This window comes from Thermus sediminis (assembly GCF_003426945.1).
Lineage (GTDB): Bacteria > Deinococcota > Deinococci > Deinococcales > Thermaceae > Thermus > Thermus sediminis.
In genome coordinates, this window is the sequence record NZ_QURO01000004.1 from 773,412 (window position 1) to 799,929 (window position 26,518).

Below are 26,518 nucleotides of genomic sequence, written 5' to 3' on the forward strand. Positions count from 1 at the left end.
CAACCCCGGGGGAGGCCGGTATAGTGGCAGGCGTAAGGAGGAAACATGCGCAGGTTTTTGGCTATCCTAGGCGTTTTGGCCCTCCCTTGGACCCTAGCCCAAGGGAGGCTGGTGGTGGCCCAGGGCACCGACCCCATCACCCTGGATGCCCCCCTGGCCCAGGATTCCCCCTCGGCCACCGTGGTCACCCACATCAGCGAGACCCTTTTCGAGCTCACCCCGGAAGGCCGGATCGTCCCCCACCTGGCCGAGGGGCACAGCTTCGCCGACGGGGGCCGGACCCTCACGATAAGGCTCCGCCGGGGCATCACCTTCCACGACGGAACCCCCTTCAACGCCGAGGCGGTCAAGTTCAACCTGGAAAGGTTCGTCTCCCGGGAGCTGGCCAGCCCCTTCGCCTTCCTCCTCTCCGAGCTGGAGCGGGTGGAGGTGGTGGACAGCCACACGGTGCGCCTCCGCCTCAAAAACCCCTTCGCCCCCATCCTGGCCCACCTCACCCACAGCTCCACCGCCATGCAAAGCCCCACCGCCATAGGGCGCCTGGGGGCCCAGTACCGGGACAACCCCGTGGGCACGGGACCCTACCGCTTCCAGGCCTGGCAGAAGGGGCAGTACGTGGACCTGGTGCGCAACGAGAACTACTGGGGCCAGAAACCCGCCATCCCCCAGGTGCGCTTCGTTCCCGTGCCCGAGGGCACCACCCGGGTGGCCCTGGTGGAGACGGGGCAGGCCCACGTGGCCGTGCGCATCCCGCCCCAGGACATCCCCCGCCTCCAGGCCAACCGGGCGGTCCAGGTGGTGCGCAGCCCCAGCCTTAGGACCATCTACATCTACTTCAACACCCAGCGCCCCCCCTTCAACGACGCCCGGGTGCGCCAGGCCATGAACCACGCGGTGAACCGGGAGGAGATCCTCCAGTTCGTCCTGGGCGGGATCGGCCGTGTTTCCGATGCCCCCATCGCCCCTGGCATCTTCGGCTACGCGCCCGTGGGCCAGTACGAGTTCAACCCCGGGCGGGCCCAGGAGCTTCTGCGCCAGGCCGGGGTGAGCACCCCCTTGCGCATCACCCTGCACTGCCCCACGGGCCGGTACTTCCAGGACATCCAGGTGTGCGAGGCCATCCAGGGCCAGCTCCGCCGCGTGGGGGTGGAGGCCACCATCCGGACCCTGGAGTGGGGGGCCTACCTCCAGGAGACCCAGCGCCCCTTGCAGGAGAACCGCATCCAGATGGCCATGCTGGGCTGGGGCGCGGTGACCGGGGACGCGGACTACGGCCTCTACCCCCTCTTCCACTCCAGCCAGTGGGCCCCGGGCTTCAACCGGGCCTTCTACAGGAACCCTGAGGTGGACAGGCTCCTCGCCCAGGCCCGTATCTCCACCCTGCCCCAGGGGCGCCAGTCCCTCTACAGGGAGGCCATGACCCGCATCTGGCAGGACGCCCCCTGGCTCTTCCTCCACTCCGAGCTCCAGGTCACGGCCATCCGGCAGGAGGTCCAGGGCTTCATCGTCCACCCCACGGAGCGTTACCTGGCCTACCAGGCCAGCTTCCGCTAAGGCCATCCCCCCGCGGGCGGTGGGAAGCCCCCGCGGGGCCTTTTCCTGCCCATGACCGCGTACCTCCTCCGGCGAGCCCTCATCGCCCTGCCCACCCTCTTTGGGGTGGTGGTCCTGGTCTTCCTCATGGTGCGCCTGGCCCCAGGGGACCCCGCTGTCCTCCTGGCGGGGGAGTTCGCCACCCCGGAGACCCTCGAGGCCATCCGGGCCCGCTACGGCCTGGACCGAAGCCTGCCGGAGCAGTTTCTCATCTACCTAGGGGCCCTGCTCCGGGGCGACCTGGGGGAGTCCGCCCGAAGCCGCCGCCCCGTGCTGGAGGAGCTCAAGACCTACTTCCCCAACACCCTGGAGCTGGCCTCAGCCGCCATCCTGGTGGCCGTGCTCACCGGGATTCCCCTGGGCATCCTGGCCGCCCTGAGGCCGGGAAGCGGCCTGGACCTCTCGGTGATGGTCCTGGCCCTCCTCGGGGTCTCCATGCCCGTCTTCTGGTTCGGCCTTCTCGCCATCCTCATCTTCTCCGTGGAGCTGGGCTGGTTCCCTGTGGCGGGGAAGGGGACCTTGGCCCACCTGGTCCTCCCCGCCATCACCCTAGGGATCAACGCCACCGCCCTTCTTGCCCGCATGACCCGGGGGACCCTCCTGGAGGTCCTCTCCCAGGACTACATCCGCACCGCCCGGGCCAAGGGGCTCGCCGAGCGGGTGGTCGTCTTCAAGCACGCCCTGAGAAACGCCCTGATCCCCGTGGTCACCGTGGTGGGCCTGGAGTTCGGCACCCTCCTCGCGGGCGCGGTGATCACCGAGACCATCTTCGCCTGGCCGGGGCTGGGGCAGCTCCTCGTGGGCTCCATCCTGGCCCGGGACTACCCCGTGGTCCAGGGGGCTGTCCTCCTGGTGGCCATCACCTTCGTCCTCATCAATCTCTTGGTGGACCTCCTCTATGCCACAATAGACCCGCGGGTGCGCTATGACTAGGCCCTGGCGCCGCTTCCGCCGCCACCGCCTGGCCCAGGCGGGCCTCCTCCTCCTCTCCCTCTACCTCCTGGGGGCGCTCTTCGCCCCCTTCCTGGCTCCTTACGGCCCCTACACCCAAGACCTCCGCTCCGCCTACATCCCGCCCTTGGCGGGCCTCTCCTTCAGGGGGCCGGAGGGGGAGTGGGGGCTTTGGGTGAGCCCCGCCTTCCGCCACCCCCTCGAGGGGGTCCAGGTGCGCTGGGAGGAGAGGTACCCGGTGCGGTTTTTCGTCCGCGGGGAGGCCTGGACCTGGCTTGGGGTGAGGGGGGAGGTGCGGCTTTTCGGGGTGGAAGGACCCGCCCGCCTCCACCTCCTGGGCACGGACGAGCAGGGCCGGGACCTCTTCTCCCGCATCCTCCACGGAATCCCCATCTCCCTGAGCATCGGCCTGGTGGCGGTGGGGATCGGCCTCCTCCTCGGCACCCCCCTGGGGGCCATCCCCGCCTACCTGGGGGGGAGGTGGGACCTCCTGGCCCAGAGGCTGGTGGACATCCTCCTGGCCTTCCCGGGCATCCTCCTGGCCATCGTCCTGGTGGCCGTCCTGGGCCCGGGGCTTCTGAACGGGATGATCGCCGTGGGGATCGCCGCCGTCCCCGTCTACGCCCGCCTGGTCCGGGGGGTGGTCCTGAGCCTCAAGGCCCTGGACTACGTGGAGGCCGCCCGGGCCCTAGGGGCCTCCCACAGCCGCGTCCTCCTCCGGCACGTCCTCCCCAACGCCCTCACCCCCATCCTGATCCAAAGCAGCCTGCAGATGGCCATCGCCATTCTCTTCGCCGCCGGGCTGGGCTTCCTGGGCCTTGGGGCCAGGCCCCCAGAGCCCGAGTGGGGGCTGATGCTGGCCCGGGGGCGGGAGTACCTGGCGGTGGCCCCCCACGTGGCCACCTTCCCCGGCCTGGCCATCGTGGGCCTGGTCCTGGCCTTCAACCTCCTAGGGGATGCCCTCCGGGACGCCCTGGACCCGCGCTCAAGGTAGGCTAAAGGAAAGGCCCTAGGGCATGGGGTATCATGGCCCCATGGGTAGAGCCCTTCTCCTCCTCCCCCTTCTTCCCCTCCTCGCCGCCTGCCAGGTGCTGGAGGGCACGGGCTACCGGGTGGCCGAGGCCCAGCTCCTCTTCCCCGAGGCCACGGAACGCTGGACCTACTTCTACGGCGAGCCCCGGGAGGTGCGGCTTGGCGGGAGGAGCCTGAGGCTGGAAAGCGCCACGGGGGAGAGCCTTTGGGCCGTCCCCGGGGCCCTTTGGGTGGACGGGAACCCTCTCCTAAGGGAGGTGGGCCCCGCCCTTAGGCTCCAGGTGGAGGCGGTGCGGGGGATCTCCGGGAGCCTTTTGGAGGTGCGCACGCAAACCCCCTTGCGCTCCAGCTGGCTTTACGACGGGGCGGGCTGGGTGCGCCTCACGGGAAACCTTAGGCAGGGGGAGAGGCGCGCCCTGGTCCAGCCCATAGGCTACCAGACCCCCGAGCTCCAGGCCTTCACCGGGAGCGAGGCCCGGGTCCTCCTGCGCGAGGTGCTGGCCCGGAGGGCCGGGCGGCAGGTGGTGGTCTTTGAGCTGGCCGAACCCCTCCTGAGGCCCCTGTCCCTGGACCCTGCCCCGGACTTCTACCGGGCAGGGGCCCTCCTGGTCCAGTACGGGCTTAGACTGGAGTTCGTGGCCCCTCCCCCTCCCCTCTTCCGCATCCTGGACCGAGGGACCAACGCCGCCTACCCGGAGACCGAGGCCCGGGCCTACCTGGCGGGGAACCCCACCCGCTTCGCCGAGGTCTGGAACCTGGTGGTGGGCAACCGCCTCCCCCGCCCCCCCGCCCCCCCCGTGGACTTCCGCACCCGGAGCGTGGCCGCCTTCTTCTGGGGGCTGAAGCCCACGGGAGGCTACGGGATAGAGGTCGTGGGGGTGACCTACGCCGGGGACACCGCCCGGGTGGTCCTGAACCTCACAAGCCCCAGGCCCGGGGCCATCGTCACCCAGGCCCTCACCAGCCCCTACGTGCTCCTGGAGCTGGAAAGGGTGCGCCGGGTGGTCTTCACCGATCCTGGAGGCAGGATCCTGGGGGAGGCCCGGGAGTGAGCCTTCCCAAAAGGACCCCCACCAGGTAGAGGGAGCCCGTGGCCAGAACGGGAAGCCCGTCCTCCCTCGCCCGCGCCACAGCATGGAGGAGGGCCTCCCAAGGGTCGGGGAGGAAGGGCGCCCCCAGCTTCCGCCCCAAGGCCCCCTCCCCCGCCAGGGTGTAGCGGACGCTCTTCGCCTTGGGGAGGAGGTGGGCTAGCACCCCCTTCACGTCCTTCCGGGGAAAGGCCCCGAAGAGGAGGTGGTAGGCGGCAAACTCCCGGGCCAAGGCCTGGGCGGCGGGGGGGTTGTGGGCCCCGTCCAGGTAGACCTCCACCCCCTCGAGGAGAAAGCGCTCCAGCCGCCCCGGGTGGCGGGCGGCCCTCAGCCCTTCGGCGATGGCCCCCTCGGGGAAACCGAGGAGGCGGAGGGCGGCAGAGGCCAGGCGGGCGTTGGCCTCTTGGAAGCCCCCCTTCAAGGAAGGGAGGGCGGGGAGGCTAAAGAGGGGGTCCTCGGGGTCCAGGAGGTGGAGGGGGGCCCCTCGGGAGCGGGCCACCTCCCGGATGACCCGTAGCCCCACCCCTTGGGCCCCCGTGACCACGGGGACCCCTTTTCGGATCGCCCCCGCCTTCTCCCGGGCCACGGCCTCGAGGCTCCCCCCCAGGGCCTCCAGGTGGTCCTCCCCCACGTTGGTGATCACGGTGAGGACCACCCGGGAAAGGGCGTTGGTGGCGTCCTTCTCCCCCCCCACCCCCGCCTCCACCGCCGCCAGGGCCACCCCCACCTCCCGGAAGTGGCCGAAGGCCAGGGCGGTGGCCAGGTCAAAGAACCCTGGGGGCTCGGGGAAGGCCTCCTCCTTGGCCCAGCGGACGAAGGCCACCACCCCCTCCTCGGGGATGAGGCCCAGGTGGGTGCGGATCCTCTCCCGGAAGTCCAGGAGGTGGGGGCTAGTGTAGGCCCCGTAGGGGAGGCCCAGGGCGCGGAAGGCGGCCTCCAGGTAGGCCACCACGCTCCCCTTGCCGTTGGTCCCCAGGACGTGGACCGCGGCAAAGGCCCCCTCGGGGTGGCCTAGGCGGGAGAGGAGGGCCCGCACCCTCCCCGTGCCCCTCGGGCCCTGCCGCCTCCTCCAGTAAAGCCAGTCCAAGGCCTCCCCGTAGGTCATGGCCTACTCGGCGTACTGCAAACGGTACAAGGTGGCGTAGTACCCCCCCTTCTCCAGGAGGGCCTCGTGGCTCCCCTCCTCCAGAAGCCGCCCCTTGCGGAAGACCAGGATCCGGTCCACCTGGCGGATGGTGGAGAGGCGGTGGGCGATGAGGATGGAGGTCCGCCCCTCCATGGCCTTTTGCAGGGCCTCCTGCAGCCTCCTCTCCGTCTCCGAGTCCACGCTGGCCGTGGCCTCGTCCAGGATGAGGAGGACATCGGGGCTATGGAGGAGGGCCCGCACCAGGGCGAGAAGCTGCTTCTCCCCCGTGGAAAGCCCCGCCCCCCGCTCCCCCAGGAGGGTGTGGTAGCCCTGGGGCAGGTGGAGGATGGCCTCGTGCACCCCCAAGAACCGGGCCACCTCCACCACCCGCTCCTCGGGGACGGCGGGGTCAAAGAGGCGGAGGTTGTCCAGGACCGTGCCCGAGAAGAGGAAGGGGTCCTGGAGGACGAGGCCGATCCTGCGCCTCAGCTCCTCCTGGCGGTAGCTCCGCACGTCCTCCCCGTCTATGAGGACCTGGCCCCTTTGGGGATCGTAGAAGCGGGCGATGAGGCTCACCACGCTGGTCTTCCCCGCCCCCGTGGCCCCCACCAGGGCCACCTTCTCCCCGGGGCGGATGCGGAAGGAAACCCCCTTCAGCACCCAGTCCCCCTCCTTGGGCTCCACCCCCTTGGGGGTGTAGGCGAAGTAGACGTCCCGGAAGGCTACCTCCCCCCGGAAGCGGGGGATGGGCCTGGGGTCCTTGGGGTCCTCGAGCTCCTCCTCGGCATCCAGGACGCCGAAGATGCGCTCGGCGCTGGCCATGGCCCCCTGGAAGAGGTTGAACTTGTCCGAGAGGTCCTGGAGGGGCTGGAAGAGCTGGCGGGTGTAGTCCACGAAGGCCACGAGGAGGCCTAGGGTCACCATCCCCTGGACCACCTGCCCCCCGCCGTAGAAGAGGAGGCCCGCCACGGCCAGCTCCCCCAGGAAGCCCACCACGGGGAAGAAGAGGGCAAACCAGCGCACGATCTCCAACCAGGCCTGGAGGAGGTCCCGGCCCAGGCGGTCAAACTTGCCCTCCCGCTCCCCCTCCCTGACGAAGAGCTGGACCGTCTCCACCCCGGAGAGGTTCTCCTGCAGGGCGGCGTTCAGCCGGGCCAGGCGGAGGCGCATCTCCCGGTAGGCGGACCGCATGCCGTTGCGCACCCAGGCGGTGACCCAGAGGAGCACGGGGACCACGAGGAGGACCACCAGGGTGAGCTCGGGGCTCAGGACGAACATGAAGGCCAGGAGGCCCAGGATGGTGAAGAGGTCGGCGATCACCCCCACGAGCCCCCCGGTGATGAACTGGTTGATGGCGTCCACGTCGGAGGTGGTCCGGGTCATGAGGCGGCCCACGGGGTTCTTGTCGTAGAAGCCCGGGTGGAGGCGCATGAACTTGGCGAAGAGGGCGCTCCTCAGGTCAAAGAGGACCCGCTGGCCCACCCACTGGATGAGGTAGGTCTGCCCGTAGGTGGCGGCGAAGTTGAGGGCCCGCACCAGGAGGAAGCCCAGGCTGACCCAAAGGAGGAGGGAAAGCCGCTCGGCGGGGGGCTTCTCCTCCGTGGGCACCAGGGCCCCGTCGATGGCCCACTTGAAGAAGAGGGGGGTGGCGGCGGCGGTGAGGGTGGTGAGGAGGAGGAAAAGGAGGGCCAGGGCTACCTGGGAGCGGTAGGGCCTGAGGTAAGCCAGGATCCGGGCAAAGAGAACCCGGTCAAAGGCCTTGGCGTAGGCGTCCTCCCCGCTCACTCCTCCACCTCCATGCGCTGGAGACGGTCCAGCTCGGCGTAGAGGCCCCCGGCCTCGAGGAGGCTCTCATGCGTCCCCTCCTCGGCGATCCTCCCCCCGTCCAGGACGATGATCCAGTCGGCGTGGCGCAGGGTGGCCGTGCGGTGGGAGATGAGGAAGGTGGTCTGGCGGCCCAAGACCCCCTTCAGCCCCTGGAGGATCCTGGCCTCGGTCTCGGCGTCCACGGCGCTTAGGGCGTCGTCCAGGATGAGGACCTTGGGCCCCTTGGCCAGGGCCCGGGCCAGGGCCACCCGCTGCCGCTGCCCCCCGGAAAGCGTGATCCCCCTCTCCCCCAGGACCGTCCCGTAGCCCTGGGGGAAGGAGAGGATCTCCTCGTGGATCCCGGCAAGCCGGGCCGCCCACTCCACCCTTTCCCTATGGGGCTCCTCCAGGCCGAAGGCGATGTTCTCCAGGAGGGTCTCGCTGAAGAGGAAGGGCTCCTGGGGGGCCACGCCCACCGCCTGGCGGAGGACCCTTAGGGGAATCCTCTTGGCGGGGTACCCCCCCACCCAGACCTCCCCCTCCGTGGGGTCCAGGAGCCTGGGGACTAGGGCGGCGAGGAGGCTCTTCCCCGAGCCCGTGCGCCCGGTGATCCCCAGGGTCATCCCCTCGGGGACGGTGAGGGTGATGTCCTTCAGGACCCACCGCTCCCCGAGCCTCAAGCCCACCCCCAGGAGGCGCACCTCCCCCGAGAGGTCCGCCACCGAAAGGGGCAGGGGGGCCTCGTCCCTGATCCTGGGCTCCTCGTCCAAAAGCTCCAGGAGGCGCCTTAGGCTGGTGAGGCCCCGCTGGTACATGGCCATCACCCAGCCCAGGCCCAGGATGGGCCAGGTGAGCTGGGCCAGGTAGGCGTTGAACTGGACCAGCTGGCCCAGGGTGAGCTCCCCCCGCACCACCATCCCGCCCCCCACCCAAAGGACGGTGAGGAAGGCGAAGCCCATGAGAAAGCCCAGGAGGGCCTGCATGGGCCCCTCCACCCGGGCCAGGGCCAGGCTCCTCGCCACGTAGGCCCGGTTGAGGTCCTGGAAGCGGGCGAGCATCCGGCCCTCGAGGGCGTACCCCTTCACCACCCGGATGCCGCTGAAGGCCTCCTGGGCCAGGGTGCTGATCCGGTCAAAGGCCTCCTGGGCCTCGCGGTAGCGGCAGTCGATGAGCCGCAGCAGGTAGAACATGGCGAGGGCGATGGTGGGGAGGATCAGGGTGAGGTAGAAGGCCAGCGAGGCGTTCACCGCGTACATGGAGAGGAAGGCCAGGAGGACCAGCACGGAGAGGCGGCTTCCCATCATGACCCCGGGGCCCACCATGTCCCGCACCGCGGAGAGGTCGGTGTTGAGGCGGTTCATCAGGTCCCCCACCCGGGTCCCCTGGTAGAAGCCCCGGTCCAGGCGGAGGAGGTGGCGGAAGAGGTCCTTCCTGAGGTCGTACTCCACCCGGCGGCTGGCCGCGACCGAAAGCCGGCGCATGTAGTAGGAGAGAAGGGCGGAAGCCCCGCCGGAGAGGAGGAGGAAGAGGGCGTAGCGCCCATAGTCCCCCCCCTCGCCTATGGCGTCCACCGCCAGCCGCAGGAAGTAGGGGCTTAGGACGAAGAAGGAGATGGAAAGGAGCCCAGCCCCCACCCCCAGGAGGTAGGGCTTTCGGTAGGGGGCCAGGTAGGGGAGGAGGCGGGCCAGGGGGGCTGACCGCTCGGTCATACCTTCCAGTCTACCCCTTCCCCGACCACCCGTAAGGGGGTGGACGCTGGGTCCCGGGGTCCCTAGGGGTCCACTGTGGCCTAGACCCCCATCTCCCGCCTCAGGGCCCCAAGCTCCTCCCCCCAGTCCTCCCCTAGGGTGAGGAGGCGGTAGGGCTTGGAAAGCCTCCTCGCCGCCCGCCTCAGGACCCCAGGGATGGGGGGGCAGGCGTAGGAGACCACGAGGAGGAGGCCTTTCACCTGGCCCAGGCGGTGGAGGTAGTGGACCATGCCGAGGAGCTCCCGGTCCGTGGGGAGGTCCATGGGGAGGAGCCTTTCCCCCTCTTCCCTGAGGCGCTCCGGGGGCAGGTCGGGGAAGTGGGGGAGGAGGCCCACCTGGGCCAGGGCCTCCCGCACCCGCTCCCGGAAGCCCTCCTCCTCCAAGAGGTAGGGCTGGGCCACCACGCCCACGCTCCCCCCTAGGGTCTTCGGGGGGGGTGGGGGCTTGAGGAGGCTTTTGGTCTGGTCCAGGGCCCGGCCCACCCGCATGGGGTTTTGCGTGAGGATCTGCCCCACCTCCCCCGCCCGGCCCAGGACCTTCTCGGAGAGGGCCGCGGGCACCTTCAGGACCGGGGGAAGCCCGGGGTAGTAGCGCCGCAGGGTGGCCTCGAGGTCCAGAAGCCAAGGGCACTGCCCCCCGCCCCGCTGGGAGTCCACCCCGCCCTGGAGGTCGGGGAGGAGGAGGTAGTCCACCCCCTGGGCCTTCAGGGCCTCCACCTGGGCCAAAAGGGCCTGGACCGGGAGGCAGTAGGGCTGGCGGAGGTCCGGCGGGGCCTCCGCCCGGACCACCTCCACCCCCAGGGCCTTCAGGTAGGCCTCCCAGAAGCCCAGGTACCGCCGGGAGAGGAAGCCCTCCAGAACCCCTACCCGCATACGCCCTATCCTACGCCAAGGGCCTTGAGGAGGGCCAGGAGGGCCCTCCTCCCCTCCACGAGGCTTTGCGGCAGGACCCACTCCTCCTCGGTGTGGGCCCCACCCCCCCGGTAGACCCCCAGGGCCAGGGCGGGGATCCCCCGCTCCACCGCGGCGCCGGCGTCCGTGGAGCCCGCCTGGAACTGGGGCTTCTCCCCGATGCTCCTGAGGGCCTCCTCGGCCGCACGCCTCAAGGCCTCCGTGGCCGTGTTCCCGGCGGGCCTCCTGCCCAGGACCTCCAGGACAAGCTCCACCCGGTGCCGCCTGGCCACCTCCTGGAGGAGGCCCTGAGCCTGGGCAAAGAGGCGGTCCATGTGGGGGGCCTCTAGGGCCCGGACCTCCAGGAGGGCCGAGGCCTCCTGGGGGATGGCGTTCACCGCCTCGCCCCCTTTTAGGCCGCTGGCGTTTAGGCTCGCCTCCTTTTCCCCCAGGAGGAGGGAGTGGAGGGCGGCAAGCCCCTCGGCCAGGGCGAAGACGGGGTTCGGCGTCCCCCTGTCCCCCCAGGCGTGCCCCCCAGGGCCCAGGAGGCGCACCCGAAAGCGCACCGAGCCCAGGGCCCGGTCCACCACCCCGGGGAGGTACCCGTCCACGGCCACCACCACCTCGGGTTCCAGGGCCGCCACCAGGGCCCTCGCCCCCCTCAGGTTCCCCAGGCCCTCCTCCCCCACGGTGAAGCCCCGCACCACCCCGGGGATCTCCGGCAGGGAGAGGAGGACGGCCACCCCGCTGGTGTTGTCCCCCACCCCGGGGCCGTAGAGCCGCTCCCCGGACCGCCTAGGGGAAACGGGTGGCAAGACGGTGTCCAGGTGGGCCAGGAGGAGGACCCTCCCCTCCCCGGCGAAGACGTTGCCCACCCCGTCCCTCCGGGCCCCGGGGAGGCGCCCGGCCACGAAGGCCCCCCGGGCCTCCTCCCCCGCGATGGGGGCGAGCTCCAGGAGCAGGCGGATGGGGTCCACTACTCTTCCGGCTCAGGCTGGGCCAGGCCCTCCCGGATGGCGTAGAGGGCGGCCTGGGTGCGGTTGTTCAGGTGGAGCTTCTGGAAGATCTCGGAAAGGCGGTTGCGCACCGTCTTCTCCGAAAGCTGGAGCTCGGCGGCGATCTCCAGGTTGGTGTACCCCTGGGCCACCAGCTTGAGGATCTGGATCTCCCGCTCGGAGAGCTCCGCGTGCAGGGGGGCGCTGGCCTCCCTCTTGGCCCGGAAGTCCCGGATGATGCGCCCGGCGAGCTCCGCGTCCAGGAGGACCTCCCCGGCGTAGACCTGGCGGATGGCCTCAATGAGCTCCTTGGCGTCCGTGTCCTTCAGGAGGTACCCCCTGGCCCCCGCCTTCACCGCCTCAAAGACGTAGGCATCCTGGCGGTACATGGTCAAGATGATGACCTTGGCCTGGGGCCACTCCTGGAGGATGGCCTGGGTGGCCTGCACCCCGTCCAGGCCCGGCATCTGGATGTCCATGAGGATCACGTCGGGCTTGGCCTCGAGGACGTGCCTTAAGGCCTCCCAGCCGTCCTTGGCCTCCCCCACCACCCGGAAGTCCCCCTCGGCCTCTAAGAGGCTCCTCAGCCCCTGCCGGAAGAGGGCGTGGTCGTCCGCTAACACGATGCGAATCACTTCCCCATCTTAGCGCCAAGGCCCTCGGGGTAGGGTAAGGGGATGAGGGTTCTCGTGGAGAAGCTCGTCCCCGGGGGGTACGGCCTGGCCCGCACGGCGGAGGGGGCGGTTTTGGTCAAGGGGGGGCTTCCCGGGGAGGAGGTGGAGGGAAGGCCCGTGCGCCGCAGGGGGACCCTCTTCCTAGAGGACGCCGCGGTCCTCAAGCCCCGCCCCGACCGCTACCCCCACCCTTTGCCCCCTTCGGCCGACCTCCCCCTCCGCTACGAGGCCCAGCTTCCCCTAAAGGAGGCCCTGGTGGCCGAGGCCCTGGAGCGCCTCGCCAAGCTCCCTTTCCCCCTGAGCCCCATCCGCCCCTCGCCCAGGGCCCTGGGCTACCGCACCGCCGCCCAGTACGCCCGCCACCCCTTGGGGGGGCTGGCCTACCGCCTTCCGGAAAGCCAAAGGCTCGTCCGGGTGGAGGAGGACCCCCTCCTGGCCGAGCCCTTGGCCTGGGCCCTGGGGGTCCTTAAGGCCTGGCCCCTTCCCGTGGAGGAGGTGGCCTTAAGGGGAAGCTTCCTGGAGGGCAGGGTCCTCCTCGGGCTCATCGGGGGCTCCCCGGAGGCCCTGAAAAGGCCCGCCAAGGCCCTGGTCCAGGAGGGCTTCGCCGGGGTGGTCTGGGCCGAGCCCTCCCCCAGGGGGCGCTTCCGCGGCCGGGTCCGCCCCCTCCACGGGGAGGCCGCCCTCCTCGAGGCCTTCGGCCCCCTCACGGCCACGGTGAGCGTGGCGGGCTTCGCCCAAGTGAACCCCCTGGCGGCGGGCCTCCTCCTGGATGAGGCCCGGGACCTGGCCCAAGGGGGCGGAAGGGCCCTGGAGCTCTATGCGGGCTCGGGCCTCCTCTCCCTCCTCCTCGCCCCCAAGTTCAACGAGGTGGTGGCCATTGAGATCAGCAAGGAGGCGGTGGGGCGGGGGGAACGGGACCGGGCGCGGCTTGGGGTGGAAAACGTCCGCTTCCACCGGGGGGACGCCCGGGAGGCCCCTCGCTTCGGGGCCTTTGACCTGGTGGTCCTGGATCCCCCCAGGGCCGGCCTTTCCCCCGAGGTGCGGGCCTACCTCCTCCAAAGCCGCCCCAAGGCCATCCTCTACATCGCCTGCGACCCCGCCACCTGGGCCCGGGACGTGGGGGAGCTCAGCAAGGGAGGCTACGTTCTGGCCTTCGCCCGGCCCTACGACTTCTTCCCCTTCACCCACCACGTGGAGGTCCTCTCCCTCCTAAGGCTAGGGTAGGGGGTCTCCCCGGGGGCCACCACGTGGGTCTGGGCCAGGGCCAAAAGGCGCATGGGCGTATCCTAGGGGAAAGGAGCCCCTATGGTCCTGGTCCTAAACGGCCCCAACCTGAACCTCCTGGGCAAGCGGGAGCCGGAGCTTTACGGCAGGACGACCCTGGAGGAGCTCGAGGCCCTCTGCGAGACCTGGGGGGCGGAGCTTGGGCTTGGCGTGGTCTTCCGCCAGAGCAACTACGAGGGCCAGCTCATAGACTGGATCCAGCAGGCCCACGGGGAGGGCTTCTTGGCCATCGTCCTGAACCCGGGAGCCCTCACCCACTACTCCTACGCCCTTCTGGACGCCATCCGGGCCCAGCCCCTTCCCGTAGTGGAGGTCCACCTCACCAACCTCCACGCCCGAGAACCCTTCCGAAAGCACTCCGTCACCGCCCCCGCCTGCCGGGGAATCGTCTCCGGCTTCGGCCCCCTCTCCTACAAGCTGGCCTTGGTGTACCTGGCCGAGGTCCTGGAGGTGGGAGGTTAGGGATGGAGATCCATCGCCTGAGGAAAACCGAAGGGGGCGCCTCAGGCTGGTTCTCGGGGCAAGTGTACCTGGAGGTGCTGGTGCCAGCGAGGCCCGAGGGGGAAAGCCTCTTCCTGGTGCGCTTCGCCCCCAGGGGCCGCACGGCCTGGCACACCCACCCCCAGGGCCAGGTGCTCTACGTGGCGGAAGGGGTGGGTCTGGCGCAAAGCCGGGGGGCGAGGGCCCAGCTCCTCCTGCCGGGGGACATGGTGGTCTTCGCCCCCGGGGAGGAGCACTGGCACGGGGCCCTTCCGGACCGCTTCATGGCCCACCTGGCCCTGCAGAAGGCCGACGGGGAGGGCAAGACCGCCTACTGGGGGGAAGAGGTGGCGGAGGAGGCCTACCTGGAGGCGGCCCGGGAGGCCCTCGAGGCCACCCCACTTCTTTAGAATCCCACCCACTATAGCCCCGTCTCCCAGGGGTGTGCTATACTGAGAGGTGGCGTCTAAACGCCCTTTAGGAGCGCTATGGCCCAGGTCTTACCTGTAGAAATCACCGAGGAACTCAAGCAGAGCTTCATCAACTACGCCATGTCCGTGATCGTGGACCGGGCCCTCCCCGATGTCCGGGACGGGCTCAAGCCGGTCCAGAGGCGCATCCTCTTCGCCGCCTACCAGGAGGGGGTCCTCCCCAACCGCAAGCACGTGAAGAGCGCCAAGGTCGTGGGCGAGGTCATGGGCAAGTACCACCCCCACGGGGACGCCGCCATCTACGAGGCCCTGGCCCGCCTGGCCCAGCCCTGGAACCTCCGCTACCCCCTCGTGGACGGCCAGGGGAACTTCGGCTCCATCGACGGGGACCCCCCGGCCGCCCAGCGCTACACCGAGGCCAGGCTCTCCCCCCTAGGGGCGGAGATGCTCTTGGACATGGACAAGGAGACGGTGGACTTCCGCCCCAACTACGATGGCTCCCTTAAGGAGCCCGAGGTCCTGCCCGCCGCCATCCCCAACCTCCTGGTAAACGGCGCCAGCGGCATCGCCGTGGGCATGGCCACGAGCCTCCCCCCCCACAACCTCTCCGAGGTGGTGGACGCCCTGGTGGCCATGATCGACAACCCGGGGATCACCCTCGAGGAGGTCCTGCGCCACCTCCCCGGCCCCGACTTCCCCACCGGGGGGAAGCTCTCCAAAAGGGGCATCCGGGAGGCCTACGCCACGGGCCGGGGGAGCCTGAAGCTCAGGGCCAAGGTGCGGGTGGAGGAGAAGGGCTCTAGGCCCATGCTGGTGGTCACCGAGATCCCCTACCAGGTGAACAAGGCGGGCCTCATCGCCCAGATCGCCGCCCTGGTCAAGGCCAAGAAGATCGAGGACATCGTGGCCCTAAGGGACGAGTCCGACCGCCAGGGCCTCCGGATCGCCATAGAGCTCAAGCGGGGGACCAACCCCCAGGTGGTCCTCAACCAGCTCTACAAGCACACCGCCCTCCAGACCTCCTTCACCGTGAACCTCCTGGCCATCGTGGACGGGGAGCCCAAGGTCCTCCCCCTCCTCGCCCTCATGCGCCACTACCTGGACCACCGCAAGGAGGTCCTAAGGCGCCGGAGCCTCTTCGACCTCAAGAAGGCGGAGGAAAGGGCCCACGTTCTGGAGGGCCTCCTCCTCGCCCTGGACCACATCGACGAGGTCATCGCCCTGATCCGGGCCTCCGAGGACGCCCCGGCCGCCAGGCGGGGCCTCATGGAGCGCTTTGGCCTATCCGAGGCCCAGGCCCAGGCCATCCTGGACATGCGCCTCCAGCGCCTGGTGGCCCTGGAAAGGGAGAAGCTCCAGGAGGAGTACCGGGAACTCATGGAGGAGATCGCCCGCCTCAGGGCCATCCTGGAGGACGAAGGGCGGCTATGGGGCGAGGTGAAGCGGGAACTCCTCCGGGTCAAGGAGCGGTACGGGGACGAAAGGCGCACCCTCCTCACCGAGTTTGAGGAGAGCTTCAGCCCCGAGGACCTCATCGAGGACGAGCCCATGGTCATCACCCTCACCGCCCAAGGGTTCCTGAAGCGCCTCCCCCTGGAGGCCTACCGGGCCCAAGGAAGGGGCGGTAAGGGCCTCCTGGCGGGCAAGACCAAGGAGGAGGACGAGGCCATAGGGGTCTTCGTGGCCGACGCCCACGACGATCTCCTCCTCTTCACCCAAAGGGGCCGGGTCTACCGCCTCAAGGTCTACGACCTCCCGGAGATGGGCCGCCAGGCCCGGGGGGTGCACGTGAAGACCCTCCTGCCCCTCTCCGAGGAGGAGGAGGTGGCCGCCCTCCTCCCCGTGCGGGGCCTCGAGGGGGAGGGGTACCTGGTCTTCGCCACGGAAAGGGGCCTCGTCAAGCGCACCGCCCTCAAGGAGTACGCCAACCTGGGCACAGGGGGCCTCATCGCCATCCGGCTCCAGGAGGGGGACCGCCTGGTGGGCGTGGCCCTCTCCGCCCCCGAGGAGGAAGCCATCTTGGCCACGCAGGAGGGCCAGGCCATCCGCTTCCCCCTGGAGGAGGTGCGGGCCACGGGCCGGGACACCCAGGGGGTGGTAGGCATCCGCTTCAAGAGGCCCCAGGACCGGGTGGTCTCCCTGGTGACCGTGAGCCCCGGGGAGCTGGTGGACCTCCTCTCGGTGAGCACCCGGGGCTACGGCAAGCGCACCCCCCTCCAGGAGTACCCCCTCCAGGGCCGGGGCGGGATGGGGGTCATCACCTACGCCCCCTCCGTCAAGGTGGGCCGCCTGGCCGCCCTCCTCAAGGTCCGGGGGGAGGAGGACCTCCTGGTCCTCTCCAAGCGGGGCCTCGCCCTCCGCACCCCGGTTTCTGAGATCCGCCAGGCTTCCCGGGCCACGGCGGGGGTTAGGATCATGAACCTCCCCGAGGAGGACGAGATTGCTAGCGCCTTCGTGGTGGAGGAGGAGAAGTGATGGAGGAGGTGGTCCTGATCACCGCCCCCAACGAGGAGGTGGCCAAAGGCCTCGCCCGGACCCTGGTGGAGGAGCGGCTGGCGGCCTGCGTGAACCTGGTCCCCGGCCTCACCTCGGTCTACCGCTGGCAGGGGGAGGTGGTGGAGGACAAGGAGGTCCTCCTCATCGCCAAGACCACCACCTTCGCCTTCCCGAGGCTTAGGGAAAGGGTGCTCGCCCTCCACCCCTACACCGTGCCCGAGATCATCGCCCTCCCCATCGCCGAGGGGCACGGGGCCTACCTGGCCTGGCTTAGGGAGAACGTGGGATGACCGAGGACATGCTGGACTTTCTCCGGGCTCTCCACAGGGCGAGAGCCAGGTTTTTGGTGATCGGCGGCTACGCCCTGGCCTTCCTGGGCCGCCCCCGCTTCACCAGGGACCTGGACCTCTGGGTGGACGCCAAGGAGGCGGAAAGGCTCCTAAACGCCATCCGGGACTTCTTTGGTGGGGACGACCTTGGGCTCACCCTAGAGGACCTCTCCACCCCGGGGGTGGTCCAGCTGGGCTACGCCCCCAACCGCATCGACCTAGTTCTCCTGGAATCCCCCTCCTTTGACGAGGCTTTCGCTCGGAGGAGGACCTACGAGGTGGCGGGAGTGGAGGTCTCCGTGGTCCACCCCGAGGACTTCAAGGCCCTGAAGCGGGCCTTCGGCCGGCCCGTGGACCTCCGGGACCTGGAGGAGCTGGAGCCATGAGGCGAATCCGGCCCATCGCCCGCAGGTTCCCCCTGGAGGAGGCGCCAAACGATCTGGCCGAGTGGCGGACCCTCTCCGTGGAAGAAAGGCTAAAGGCGGTCTTTGAGATGGCCCTCTTCTGGGCCAGGTGGGAGATGGAGGAGGCCAGAAAGCGGGGGGAGACCCCGGAGATCGCCCTAGACCGCCTCCTCCCCGTGGCCCGGAGGCGGCCCCTAAAGTAACCCGGGCTAGATTTTTTCAACTCCTAGGTTTACAAAATCCCCGGGGCCGTGGTAGCCTGGGGGTAAGGAGGAAGCTATGACCCAGGCCCGCGAAACGGTGAGCTTCAAGCCCGGCGAGGTTATCCTCTACCCAGGGGTCCCCGGTCCCCGGGACCGGGCCTTCAGGGTGCTCGAGGGCCTCGTCCGCCTCGAGGCCGTGGACGAGGAGGGAAACGCCCTCACCCTGCGCCTGGTCCGCCCCGGAGGCTACTTCGGGGAGGAGGCCCTTTTCGGGCACGAGCGGGGCTACTTCGCCGAGGCGGTGACCGGGGTGCTCCTGGAGGCCCTGCCCAAGGAGCCCACCCCGGAGGAGGTGGAGGCCCTGGCCCAGCACCTGTCCCAGGCCCTTTCCGAGTCCTACCGCCGCATTGAGCGCCTGGCCACCCAGCGCCTCAAGAACCGCATGGCGGCGGCCCTCTTGGAGCTTTCGGAAACGCCCTTGGCCAAGGAGGAGGAGGGGGCCATCGTCCTCCACGCCACCCACGACGAGCTGGCCGCCGCGGTGGGGAGCGTGCGGGAGACGGTGACCAAGGTCATCGGCGAGCTTTCCCGGGAGGGCTACATCCGCTCCGGGTACGGCAAGATCCTCCTCAAGGACGTAAGGGGCCTTAAGGAGCTGGCCCAAAGCCGCGGGGACGGCCGCTAGGCGCTTTGGTAAACTGGGAGGCATGCGGCTTAGGCAACGCCTCCTCACCGGCCTGGTCACCCTCCTCCCCCTCCTGGTCACCCTGTACTTCCTGGGCTGGGTCTACACCTATTCCGGAGGGTACATCCAGACCGTCCTCCGCCTGGTGGACTTCGAGGTGCCCCGGGCCTACCAGCCTGCCCTCCCCTTCGTGGGCCTCTTCCTGGCGGGGGTCCTCATCTACCTGGTGGGGACCCTGGCGGAGAACTACCTGGGAAGGCGGTTCATCCACTCTCTGGAGCGCTCGGTCCTCCTCATCCCCATCGTGCGGGACATCTACAAGGCGGTGCAGCAGATCGCCCACACCCTCTTCGGCCAGAAGGAGGTGCAGTTCAGCCGGGCGGCGGTCATCGAGTACCCCAGGCGGGGCCTCTACGTCCTCTGCTTCGTGGTCCAGAGCGTGGAGGGCCGCCTCCCCCCTCTACCCGAGGGGTACACCGCCGTCCTGGTGCCCACCAGCCCCGTGCCCGCTAGCGGCGTGGTCATCCTGGTGCCCTCCGAGGAGGTCATTCCCCTGGAGATCAGCGTGGAGGAGGCCCTGAAGTACGTGGTCTCCGCGGGCTTCCTCCTCCCCGAGAAACCTTCAGGCCCCTTAACCCCCCTCCCACAAAACACCGCTAGGCCCTCCTAGAATGGGGGAAAGATGCGGCGGCTTCTCCCCTTGGCCCTCCTCCTCTCCGCGGCCCTGGCCGCCTTTCCACCCCTCTTCGGCCCGGCCCTGCCCCCGGGGACGGAGCTCAGGCTCTCCTCCCCCGACCTCCGCACCCTCCACGGGGCCTGGCGGGTGGAGGGGAAAACCTTGAGGCCCCTCTCCCCTCCCCTCCCCCCCAGGCCGGGGCAGGAGGTCCAGCTCCTCCTCTCCCTCCCTGGCGAGAGGCCCAGGGCCTTCCCTGCCCTGGCGGAGCGGGGGGATGTCCTCCTCCTCTGGGAAAGGGAGCGGGTGAGCCTCCTCAGGCTCCTCAGGGAGGTCTACGGCCTCGCTCCCCCGGATAGGCTCTGGCCATGAAGCGGATCCTCCTCATCGAGGACGACCCCGAGGTAGCCCGGCTGGTGGAGCTGGAGCTCAAGGAGGCGGGCTTCGCCGTGGACTGGGCCAAGAGCGGCATGGAGGGCCTGGTGCGCCACCGGGAAAGGCGGCCTGACCTGGTGATCCTGGACCTGGGCCTTCCCGACCTGGACGGAGGGGAGGTGGCCCGCAGGATCCGGGCCACCGACGACACCCCCATTCTGGTCCTCACCGCCCAGGACGCCGTGAGCCGCAAGGTCTCCCTCCTCTCCGAGGGGGCGGACGACTACCTGGTCAAGCCCTTCCACCCCGCAGAGCTCCTCGCCCGCATCCAGGTGCAGCTCAGGCACCGGGAGGGGAGCGAGGTCCTGGCGGTGGGGGAGCTGGAGCTCTACCCCAAGAGGCGGCAGGCCTTCTTCCGCGGGCAGGAGGTCAGGCTCTCCCCCAAGGAGTTTGACCTCCTCATGCTCCTCATGGGCCGCCCAGGGCGGGTCTTCCCCCGGCAGGACATAGAGGAGAAGGTCTGGGGCCGCCCCCTGGGCAAGGACTCCAACGTCCTGGACGTGCACATGGCCAACCTGCGGGCCAAGCTGAGGGAGGCTGGGGCCTACGGCTACCTGCGCACGGTGCGGGGGCTGGGCTACGCCCTCCGCCCTAAGGGGGAAGGGTAGGTGCTCCCCTTCCGGGCCCGGCTCTTCCTCGCCTTCAGCCTCCTCTGGCTCCTCTTCCTAGGGGGGGCCTTCTTTCTGGCGGGCCGGGGGGTGGAAGGGGCCTTGCGGGGCTACCTGGAGGCCACCCTCCTAGCGGACGCCAGGCAGGCGGCGGAGGCCTACGGGAAGGGGCAGGCGGGCACCCTCCTCGCCACCGGGGGGGTCTACCTCCACCTCTACGCCGAGGACGGGGAGCCCCTGGTCCTCACCCGGGAGGACCACCGCCTCCCCAAGGAGGCCCTCAGGGCGCTGGGGGACACCCCCAGGGTCTTTTGGGCGGAGGGCTTCGCCTGGACCGCGGCCCGCACCCCCTTGGGCCTCCTCGCCCTCACCGCCGAGGCCAAGCCCATTGAGGGGGCCCTCTCTGCCCTGAGGCGGGCCCTCCTAGAGGCCTTCTTCCTCCTCTTCCCCTTGGGGGTGGCCCTGGTCTACCTCACCGCCCGCCTGGCCACCAGGCCCCTGGAGGAGGCCGCCAGGGAGATCGGGGGGAGGAGCCCCGAGCGCCTGGACCCCATCCCCCTCCGCCTCCCCCAGGACGAGTTCGGCCGCATGGTGGAGGCGGTGAACGCCCTCCTCCAGGCCCTGAAGGAGGCCAAGGAGCGGGAGCGGGCCTTCCTGGCCCAGGTGAGCCACGAGCTCCGCACCCCCCTCACCGTCCTCCTGGGCCACCTGGACCGCCTGGAGAGGAACCCCCTGGGCCTCGAGGGCCTGAGGACCGCCCGGGCCACGGCGGAGAGGATGCGCCGCCTGGTGGGGGACCTTCTGGACCTGGCCCAGGGGGAGGTGGGCTTCGCCCTGGACCCCCACATCCTGGACCTGAAGGCCCTGGCCCTGGAGGCCGCCCGGGAGCAGGGGGTGGCCTTCCACGGGGAGGAGGCCGAGGTCCTGGGGGACCCGGATCGCCTCCTCCAGATGCTCCGAAACCTCATCGCCAACGCCGTCCGGGCCGCGGGGCGGGAAGGGGTGCGGGTGCGGGTGAGGAAGACCCCCCCCTTCGGCCTGGTGGAGGTGGAGGACGAGGGACCAGGCATCCCCCAAGACCTCCTCCCCCACCTTTTCCAGCCCTTCCGCAAGGGCCCCGGCGGGGGCACCGGCCTCGGCCTCGCTGTGGCCCAGGCCATCGCCAAGGCCCACGGGGGGGAGGTAGAGGCGGAAAGCGCCCCCGGCAGGACCATCTTCCGCGTGCGGCTTCCCCTTCTGGAGGAGGACTAGGCGGGGGCAGGCTCCCCCTTGGGCCTAAGGGCCTCGGCCACGAAGGCGGCCATCACCCCCAGCATCAGGCCCAGGCCCAGGGCCAAAGCCAGGAAGAGGCCGCGCCTGGGGGCCACCTTCTCGTAGACGGGGTAGGCGGGGGCCAGCACCGAGGCCCATTCTCCCTGCGAACGTGCGAGGCGGATCTCGCTAGCCTGTTTATTCAAAGCTAGGTAGATCTCCTTGGCACGAGCGACCGCTTCGTCTAGAGCCGCCAGTTCCTCCTCTGCCTGAGCGATACGCTCCTGGAGAACCCTTATGCGCTCTTCCAACCTTTGCAGTTGAAGTTCCAAGCGTTTTTTTTCAGCTAGAAGAGCCTGGCGTTCTCCTCCTTCTGCCAAGGTCAGGCGGTCCTCTATCTCGTAGATTCTCCTGAGAATCCGGAGCCTCTCTCCATACGGCTCATCACCACCTGCGTTGGATAAGGTAAGCAAAATCGCCTGCTGTCCAGAGATTTGAATACCCTGTATGAAATCCAGCTCAACCCTGTCCTGCAACAGCGTGGTCTTGCGCATGAAGGACTGCCTGCGCTCCAGGGCCTGACGATAGCCCTCCTCGGCCAAAGTGAGCTCCGTCCGGAGGCCCTCTTCCACCCGCTGCCAGTTTTTCTGGAAAAAAGCGTCCACCTCACGCTTAACGGCGTCCGCCCAAAGGTTTGCCGCTCTGGCGGCCACCTCCGGTTCGGAAGCTTTCACGGTCAGGCGTACCCATAAAGTGGTGCCTGCCCCCCTATTGCTCATGTCCTTCAAAGAGAAATCCTTGCGTAAGCGATCCGCTCCCCGGAAAACGTCCGCAGCCCGCCATCTGAGAGGGAGTTCGCCCTCTTTGTCCAAAGCCTCCCAAACTGGCCCCAAAACCCCTTGGGAAAGGGCTACATCCTTAACGGACTCAAAAGTGACGCTAGGGACCTGCTGACTGGAGGAACCTATAGCCAAGGTGGCCGTGGAGGCGTAGGTGGGCTCGGCGATCAGGAAGCCGTAGATGAGGGCCAGGGCGGCGAGGATAAGGGGAATGGCCCAAAGGTAGGTGAGGTGCCGCTTGAGCACCTCCACGATGTCCCGTAGGGAAAGCTCCTCTTGGGGGGTCTCCACCATAACTTCCCCCAGTCTAACGCTCAGTACGCCCCTTTGCGGGTGAGGACCACCCAGACCGTGCGGGCCAGGATGTGGAGGTCCAGCCAGATGGACCAGTTGCGGATGTAGTAGGTGTCCAGGGCCTCCTGGACCTCGAGGTCCCCCTCGCTCCGGACGGAAACCTGCCATAGCCCCGTAAGGCCAGGTAGGACGCTTCGCCTCAGCTCCCGGAACTCCGGGCTGAACTTCTCCAGGTGGTACCGGGGAAAGGGCCTTGGCCCCACCAGGCTCATCTCCCCTTTCAGGACGCTGAAGAGCTGGGGAAGCTCGTCCAGGCTGGTACGGCGGAGAAACTGCCCCACGCCGGGGAGAACCCGGGGGTCCTCCTTGAGCTTGAAGAAGCGCTCCCACTCCTCCCGGGCCTGGGGGTTTTCCTCCAGGTGGCGCTGGAGGCGCGCCTCCGCATCCGGATACATGGTGCGAAGCTTAAGGATGCGGATGGTGCGCCCCTGGTACCCCTCCCGCTCCTGGGTGAAAAAGGCGGGCCCAGGGCTTACCCGCTTGATCCAGAGGGCCGCTAAACCCATCACGGGCAGGGCGAGAAGGGTAAGGGGAAGGCCCAGAAGGTAGTCCAGAAGGCGCTTTAACACCCAATTCCTGCGAAGGAGGAGGTTCTTCTTCACCTCCAGCCCCAAGACCCCTCCCAGGTCCCGGCTGGAAACCCAAAGGCTCTGGAGGCCGAAAAGGTCTGGGATCAGGATCACGTGGGGAAAGGGCAGGCCTTGCAGGAGGGCGGCGAGCCTCTCCCGGCCCACCCCCGGCATGGCCAGGATGGCGTAGCGTATCCCCCCCTTGCGGAAGGCCTCCACCTGGTCCACCCCCCCCTCAACGGGAATCCCTTCCACCTCCGTTCCCCACTTGGCGGGGTCGTCGTCCAGGAGGGCCACGGGGCGAAGGCCCAGAACAGGGTCTTCCCTCAGTTTCCTAACCACCAAAGCCCCCGTCTTTCCCGCCCCAAGGACAAGGACCGGAACCCCCCAAAGGCCCAGCCGGGCCAGGACCTCCCGGGCCAAAGCCCCTCCCAAGGGGACGAGAACCAGGGAAAACCCCATGGCCAGAAGGAGCACCCCCCGGCTCCAGCCTTCCTGGATGAAGAGCCAGTTCCAAGCGATAAGGGCCAGGAAGAGGAGCAGGGTGACCTGGACCTTCCGCCGCACCCTCTCCACGGCGGGAAGCCCATAGCCGGGGTAAAGGCCCGCCAGGGCGTAGCCCAGGGGGAAGAGGAGGAGAGCCCAAGCCACGGGGAGAAGGGCCTCGAGGGGCACCTGGACGGGAAGAAGAGCCCCTCGCACCAGGTAGGCCAGAAAGAGGGAGGCCTCGAGGGCCAGGGCATCAAAGAGGAGCAACGCCATGCCGGCCCACTTCCCATCCCTCGAGGGCGGGAGAGGGAGGTTTTTACCCCGTGTTTTAACTTCAGGCTTTACCAAGGCCCCGTGCCCCCACCCAGTTGTTTCTAAACCACGCATAAGTTTGCCGCAAACCCTCCTCCAAGGAAACCTTGGGCCGCCACCCCATGGCGAAGAGGCGGGAAACGTCCAGAAGCTTTCTGGGGGTGCCGTCCGGCTTAGTGGGATCGTAAACGATCTCCCCTTCAAAACCCACCACACGGGCGATGAGCGAAGCGAGTTCCCGGACGCTTATGTCCTCGCCCACTCCCACGTTGATGATCTCCTCCTCCTCGTAGTGGCGCATGAGAAAAACGGCGGCGTCCGCCAAGTCGTCCACATGGAGGAACTCCCGCCTAGGAGTCCCCGTGCCCCAGACCACCACCTCCTTCTGCCCCGCCTCCTTGGCCTCATGGAATTTGCGGATAAGGGCAGGTATCACGTGGGACGTTTCCAGATCAAAGTTGTCCCCTGGCCCGTAGAGGTTGGTGGGCATTAGGCTGATGGCCCGGAAGCCGTACTGGCGGCGGTAGGCTTGAACCATCTTGATCCCGGCGATTTTGGCCACGGCATACGCCTCATTGGTGGGCTCCAGAGGACCGGTGAGCAAGTACTCCTCCTTCATGGGCTGGGGTGCGAGCTTGGGATAAATACAGCTAGAACCCAGGAAAAGCAGCTTCTTGACCCCATAGCGGTAAGCAGCGTCGATGACGTTGGTCTGAATGAGGAGGTTCTCCCGGATGAAGTCGGCCGGATAGGTGGCGTTAGCCAGGATACCCCCCACCTTGGCCGCGGCTAGGAAAACGTACTCCGGCCGCTCCTCCTCAAAGAAGCGGTAGACGGCCCGCTGATCGGTGAGGTCAAGCTCTTGGCGCGTTCTCAGCACCAGGTTTTCATAACCCTCCGCCCGTAACCGGCGCAGGATGGCCCCCCCCACCAAGCCCCGGTGACCAGCCACGTAAATCTTGGACCCCTTATCCACGATCCACCACCCCCAGAAGGGCGATCCGGTGCCCCGCGTCCACCAGGGTGCGCTCTTGTTTGGCGAGCTCCAGGTCATGTTCCACCATGCGGCGCACCAATTCCTTGAAGGTGACTTTAGGTTGCCAACCCAACCTTTCTCGGGCCTTAGAGGCATCGCCCAATAGGAAGTCCACCTCTGTGGGCCGGAAGTAGCGGGGGTCAATCTCCACGTGAGCGGAGGGGTCCAACCCCAGAAGCCCAAAGGCTTCCTCTAGGAACTCCCGCACCGAGTGGGCCTCCCCGGTAGCCACCACATAGTCGTCGGGCTCGGGTTGCTGGAGCATGAGCCACATGGCCTCCACGTAGTCCGGGGCATAGCCCCAGTCCCGTTTGGCTTCCAGGTTGCCCAGGTAAAGCTTCTTTTGTAACCCCATCTTGATGCGACCCGCAGCCCGGGTAATCTTTCGGGTGACAAAGGTTTCCCCACGCCTTTCCGACTCGTGGTTGAAAAGGATACCGTTTGCGATGAAAAGGCCGTAGGCTTCCCGGTAGTTCACAGCGTACCAGTAGGCGGCCACCTTGCTCACCGCATAGGGGCTCCGGGGATAAAAAGGGGTCTTCTCGTTCTGGGGTGGCGGGGCAGCGCCAAACATCTCCGAAGAGCCGGCCTGATAGAAGCGCACCTGCCTGCCCCAGGTCTGGGCGTAGTCCCGCACCGCTTCCAGCAGCCTCAAGGTTCCCAAGGCCACCACATCCGCTGTGTACTCGGGTTGCTCAAAAGAAACCTTGACATGGGACTGGGCCCCCAAGTTGTAGATCTCGTCCGGCTGAACCTTTTCAAGGATGCGCCTGAGCCCGGTGCCGTCCGTCAGGTCTCCGTAGTGAAGAAAAAGTTGCGCACCCGGTTCGTGGGGATCCCGGTAAAGGTGGTCTATGCGGCTCGTGTTAAAAACGCTGGAACGCCGGATGATGCCGTGAACCTCATACCCCTTGGCAAGGAGAAACTCGGCGAGGTAGCTGCCGTCCTGCCCCGTGATGCCAGTAATCAAAGCCCTTTTCATGCAAACCTCCGCATCCGCGTTAACTCCAAAAAGACCAAAAGGAGAAAACGGGGATTGTGCTTAAGGTAGCGGCGCCAAAGCCGCCCGGGCTCCTGGAAAAACCTGAAGAGCCACTCCAAACCCATCCTCTGCATCCAGGCTGGAGCCTGACGCACCCGCCCCGCATGGAAATCAAAGGCGGCCCCCACACCCAGCATCACCGCCCGGACCTTGCCCTTGTGCTCGGCCATCCACCGCTCCTGCTTGGGACAGCCCAGCCCCACGAAGAGGATCCGGGCACCCGAAGCGTTGATCTCCTCCGTCACCCTTTTGTCTTCCTCAGGGGTCAGGGCGCGGAAGGGAGGGCTATAGGAATAAACCACCTGGAGGCCAGGGAAGCGGGACTTTAGGTTGCCTACCAAGGCTTCCAGGGCCTCGGGGTGCCCCCCGTAAAAGCCCACGGGTACACCCCGCCTGGCCGCTTCCTCGCAGACCCTCAAGGTGAGCTCGGGGCCGTAAACCCGCTCCTGGTGGGGGTGGCCAAGCCTACGGAGCATCCAGACCAGGGGCATCCCGTCCGGGGTAACCAGGTCGGCGGCGTTCACCAGGGTGCGGAAACTGGGGTCATCGTAGGCCTCCATGACCATGTGCACGTTGGCCACGCAGATGTAGCGGCTCTCCCCCGCTTCCGCCCAGGCGATTGCCTTTCCCGTGGCCTCCTCATAACTGGTGGGGTCCACCCGCATGCCCAGGATCTGAACCATCTCCCTCCTATT

General features: G+C 68.4%; 27 protein-coding genes. 16 read left to right on the top strand and 11 right to left on the bottom strand.

Going from position 1 to position 26,518, the window contains the following annotated elements; translation table 11 throughout:
* Positions 1–45 precede the first annotated feature (45 nt).
* Genes ATI37_RS04685 through ATI37_RS04700 form a run of 4 tightly spaced genes read left to right on the top strand, consistent with a single transcriptional unit; the run spans position 46 to position 4,628 of the window.
* Entirely contained in the window at positions 46–1,554 is a 1,509-nt protein-coding gene (locus ATI37_RS04685) for a glutathione ABC transporter substrate-binding protein (RefSeq protein ID WP_117237338.1), read from the top strand.
* Between the two features lie 51 nt (positions 1,555–1,605).
* The gene (gene nikB, locus ATI37_RS04690) at positions 1,606–2,526 is read left to right on the top strand and encodes a nickel ABC transporter permease (protein WP_117237339.1); all 921 of its coding nucleotides are present in this window, start codon (positions 1,606–1,608) and stop codon (positions 2,524–2,526) included.
* Positions 2,519–3,538, top strand: coding sequence for an ABC transporter permease (locus ATI37_RS04695; RefSeq protein WP_117237340.1), 1,020 nt, complete (start codon positions 2,519–2,521; stop codon positions 3,536–3,538). Before nikB ends, ATI37_RS04695 begins: the two co-directional genes overlap by 8 nt.
* A gap of 40 nt (positions 3,539–3,578) precedes the next feature.
* Positions 3,579–4,628, top strand: coding sequence for a protease complex subunit PrcB family protein (locus ATI37_RS04700; protein ID WP_117237341.1), 1,050 nt, complete (start codon positions 3,579–3,581; stop codon positions 4,626–4,628).
* Here the strand turns inward: ATI37_RS04700 and ATI37_RS04705 are convergent.
* From ATI37_RS04705 to ATI37_RS04730, 6 genes are all read right to left on the bottom strand, one after another.
* Positions 4,585–5,769 (bottom strand): bifunctional folylpolyglutamate synthase/dihydrofolate synthase, encoded by a 1,185-nt coding sequence (locus ATI37_RS04705; RefSeq protein ID WP_117237342.1) that lies wholly within the window; start codon positions 5,767–5,769, stop codon positions 4,585–4,587. The genes ATI37_RS04700 and ATI37_RS04705 overlap by 44 nt on opposite strands.
* 3 nt (positions 5,770–5,772) lie before the next feature.
* On the bottom strand, positions 5,773–7,575 hold the full coding sequence (locus ATI37_RS04710) for an ABC transporter ATP-binding protein (protein ID WP_117237343.1): 1,803 nt from the start codon (positions 7,573–7,575) through the stop codon (positions 5,773–5,775).
* Positions 7,572–9,305, bottom strand: a complete 1,734-nt coding sequence (locus ATI37_RS04715; RefSeq protein WP_117237344.1) for an ABC transporter ATP-binding protein — start codon at positions 9,303–9,305, stop codon at positions 7,572–7,574. The genes ATI37_RS04710 and ATI37_RS04715 overlap by 4 nt, the downstream gene beginning before the upstream one ends.
* Positions 9,306–9,385: 80 nt before the next feature.
* Positions 9,386–10,216 carry a hypothetical protein gene (locus ATI37_RS04720; protein ID WP_117237345.1) on the bottom strand — a complete coding sequence of 277 codons (831 nt, stop codon included), beginning with the start codon at positions 10,214–10,216 and terminating at the stop codon, positions 9,386–9,388.
* A 5-nt stretch (positions 10,217–10,221) separates the two neighbouring features.
* Positions 10,222–11,211 (bottom strand): M20/M25/M40 family metallo-hydrolase, encoded by a 990-nt coding sequence (locus tag ATI37_RS04725; protein ID WP_117237346.1) that lies wholly within the window; start codon positions 11,209–11,211, stop codon positions 10,222–10,224.
* The gene (locus tag ATI37_RS04730) at positions 11,211–11,864 is read right to left on the bottom strand and encodes a response regulator transcription factor (RefSeq protein WP_117237347.1); all 654 of its coding nucleotides are present in this window, start codon (positions 11,862–11,864) and stop codon (positions 11,211–11,213) included. The genes ATI37_RS04725 and ATI37_RS04730 overlap by 1 nt, the downstream gene beginning before the upstream one ends.
* 42 nt (positions 11,865–11,906) lie before the next feature.
* Between ATI37_RS04730 and ATI37_RS04735 the strand changes: the two genes are divergently transcribed.
* From ATI37_RS04735 to ATI37_RS04790, 12 genes are all read left to right on the top strand, one after another.
* Positions 11,907–13,127 (top strand): class I SAM-dependent RNA methyltransferase, encoded by a 1,221-nt coding sequence (locus tag ATI37_RS04735; protein ID WP_117237348.1) that lies wholly within the window; start codon positions 11,907–11,909, stop codon positions 13,125–13,127.
* An 81-nt stretch (positions 13,128–13,208) separates the two neighbouring features.
* The gene (gene aroQ, locus ATI37_RS04740) at positions 13,209–13,649 is read left to right on the top strand and encodes a type II 3-dehydroquinate dehydratase (RefSeq protein ID WP_117237349.1); all 441 of its coding nucleotides are present in this window, start codon (positions 13,209–13,211) and stop codon (positions 13,647–13,649) included.
* 2 nt (positions 13,650–13,651) lie between these two features.
* Positions 13,652–14,077 (top strand): cupin domain-containing protein, encoded by a 426-nt coding sequence (locus ATI37_RS04745; RefSeq protein ID WP_117237350.1) that lies wholly within the window; start codon positions 13,652–13,654, stop codon positions 14,075–14,077.
* A 78-nt stretch (positions 14,078–14,155) separates the two neighbouring features.
* Positions 14,156–16,573, top strand: coding sequence for a DNA gyrase subunit A (gyrA, locus tag ATI37_RS04750; RefSeq protein WP_117237351.1), 2,418 nt, complete (start codon positions 14,156–14,158; stop codon positions 16,571–16,573).
* On the top strand, positions 16,573–16,884 hold the full coding sequence (gene cutA, locus ATI37_RS04755) for a divalent-cation tolerance protein CutA (RefSeq protein ID WP_117237352.1): 312 nt from the start codon (positions 16,573–16,575) through the stop codon (positions 16,882–16,884). The genes gyrA and cutA overlap by 1 nt, the downstream gene beginning before the upstream one ends.
* Positions 16,881–17,309: a nucleotidyltransferase gene (locus ATI37_RS04760; protein WP_117237353.1), complete on the top strand. Its 429-nt coding sequence runs from the start codon at positions 16,881–16,883 to the stop codon at positions 17,307–17,309. Before cutA ends, ATI37_RS04760 begins: the two co-directional genes overlap by 4 nt.
* The gene (locus ATI37_RS04765) at positions 17,306–17,530 is read left to right on the top strand and encodes a hypothetical protein (protein ID WP_117237354.1); all 225 of its coding nucleotides are present in this window, start codon (positions 17,306–17,308) and stop codon (positions 17,528–17,530) included. Before ATI37_RS04760 ends, ATI37_RS04765 begins: the two co-directional genes overlap by 4 nt.
* Before the next feature lie 76 nt (positions 17,531–17,606).
* Positions 17,607–18,215 carry a helix-turn-helix domain-containing protein gene (locus tag ATI37_RS04770; protein ID WP_117237355.1) on the top strand — a complete coding sequence of 203 codons (609 nt, stop codon included), beginning with the start codon at positions 17,607–17,609 and terminating at the stop codon, positions 18,213–18,215.
* A 22-nt stretch (positions 18,216–18,237) separates the two neighbouring features.
* Positions 18,238–18,885 carry a DUF502 domain-containing protein gene (locus ATI37_RS04775; RefSeq protein ID WP_117237356.1) on the top strand — a complete coding sequence of 216 codons (648 nt, stop codon included), beginning with the start codon at positions 18,238–18,240 and terminating at the stop codon, positions 18,883–18,885.
* 12 nt (positions 18,886–18,897) lie between these two features.
* A complete protein-coding gene (locus ATI37_RS04780; RefSeq protein WP_117237357.1) occupies positions 18,898–19,260 on the top strand; it encodes a hypothetical protein in 363 nt (120 codons plus the stop codon).
* Complete coding sequence (locus ATI37_RS04785) at positions 19,257–19,931, top strand: response regulator transcription factor (protein WP_117237358.1); 675 nt, start codon at positions 19,257–19,259, stop codon at positions 19,929–19,931. Before ATI37_RS04780 ends, ATI37_RS04785 begins: the two co-directional genes overlap by 4 nt.
* On the top strand, positions 19,932–21,182 hold the full coding sequence (locus ATI37_RS04790) for a sensor histidine kinase (RefSeq protein WP_117237359.1): 1,251 nt from the start codon (positions 19,932–19,934) through the stop codon (positions 21,180–21,182).
* Here the strand turns inward: ATI37_RS04790 and ATI37_RS04795 are convergent.
* The 5 genes from ATI37_RS04795 to ATI37_RS04815 all read right to left on the bottom strand — a co-directional run bounded on the left by ATI37_RS04795 (position 21,179) and on the right by ATI37_RS04815 (position 26,506).
* Positions 21,179–22,315: a Wzz/FepE/Etk N-terminal domain-containing protein gene (locus tag ATI37_RS04795; protein ID WP_269801869.1), complete on the bottom strand. Its 1,137-nt coding sequence runs from the start codon at positions 22,313–22,315 to the stop codon at positions 21,179–21,181. The genes ATI37_RS04790 and ATI37_RS04795 overlap by 4 nt on opposite strands.
* A gap of 20 nt (positions 22,316–22,335) precedes the next feature.
* Positions 22,336–23,706: an undecaprenyl-phosphate galactose phosphotransferase WbaP gene (gene wbaP / locus ATI37_RS04800; RefSeq protein ID WP_117237360.1), complete on the bottom strand. Its 1,371-nt coding sequence runs from the start codon at positions 23,704–23,706 to the stop codon at positions 22,336–22,338.
* Positions 23,707–23,767: 61 nt separating this feature from the next.
* Positions 23,768–24,721 carry a GDP-L-fucose synthase gene (gene fcl / locus ATI37_RS04805; RefSeq protein WP_117237361.1) on the bottom strand — a complete coding sequence of 318 codons (954 nt, stop codon included), beginning with the start codon at positions 24,719–24,721 and terminating at the stop codon, positions 23,768–23,770.
* A complete protein-coding gene (gmd, locus tag ATI37_RS04810; RefSeq protein WP_117237362.1) occupies positions 24,714–25,763 on the bottom strand; it encodes a GDP-mannose 4,6-dehydratase in 1,050 nt (349 codons plus the stop codon). The genes fcl and gmd overlap by 8 nt, the downstream gene beginning before the upstream one ends.
* The gene (locus tag ATI37_RS04815) at positions 25,760–26,506 is read right to left on the bottom strand and encodes a WecB/TagA/CpsF family glycosyltransferase (protein ID WP_117237363.1); all 747 of its coding nucleotides are present in this window, start codon (positions 26,504–26,506) and stop codon (positions 25,760–25,762) included. The genes gmd and ATI37_RS04815 overlap by 4 nt, the downstream gene beginning before the upstream one ends.
* Between the last annotated feature and the right edge of the window lie 12 nt (positions 26,507–26,518).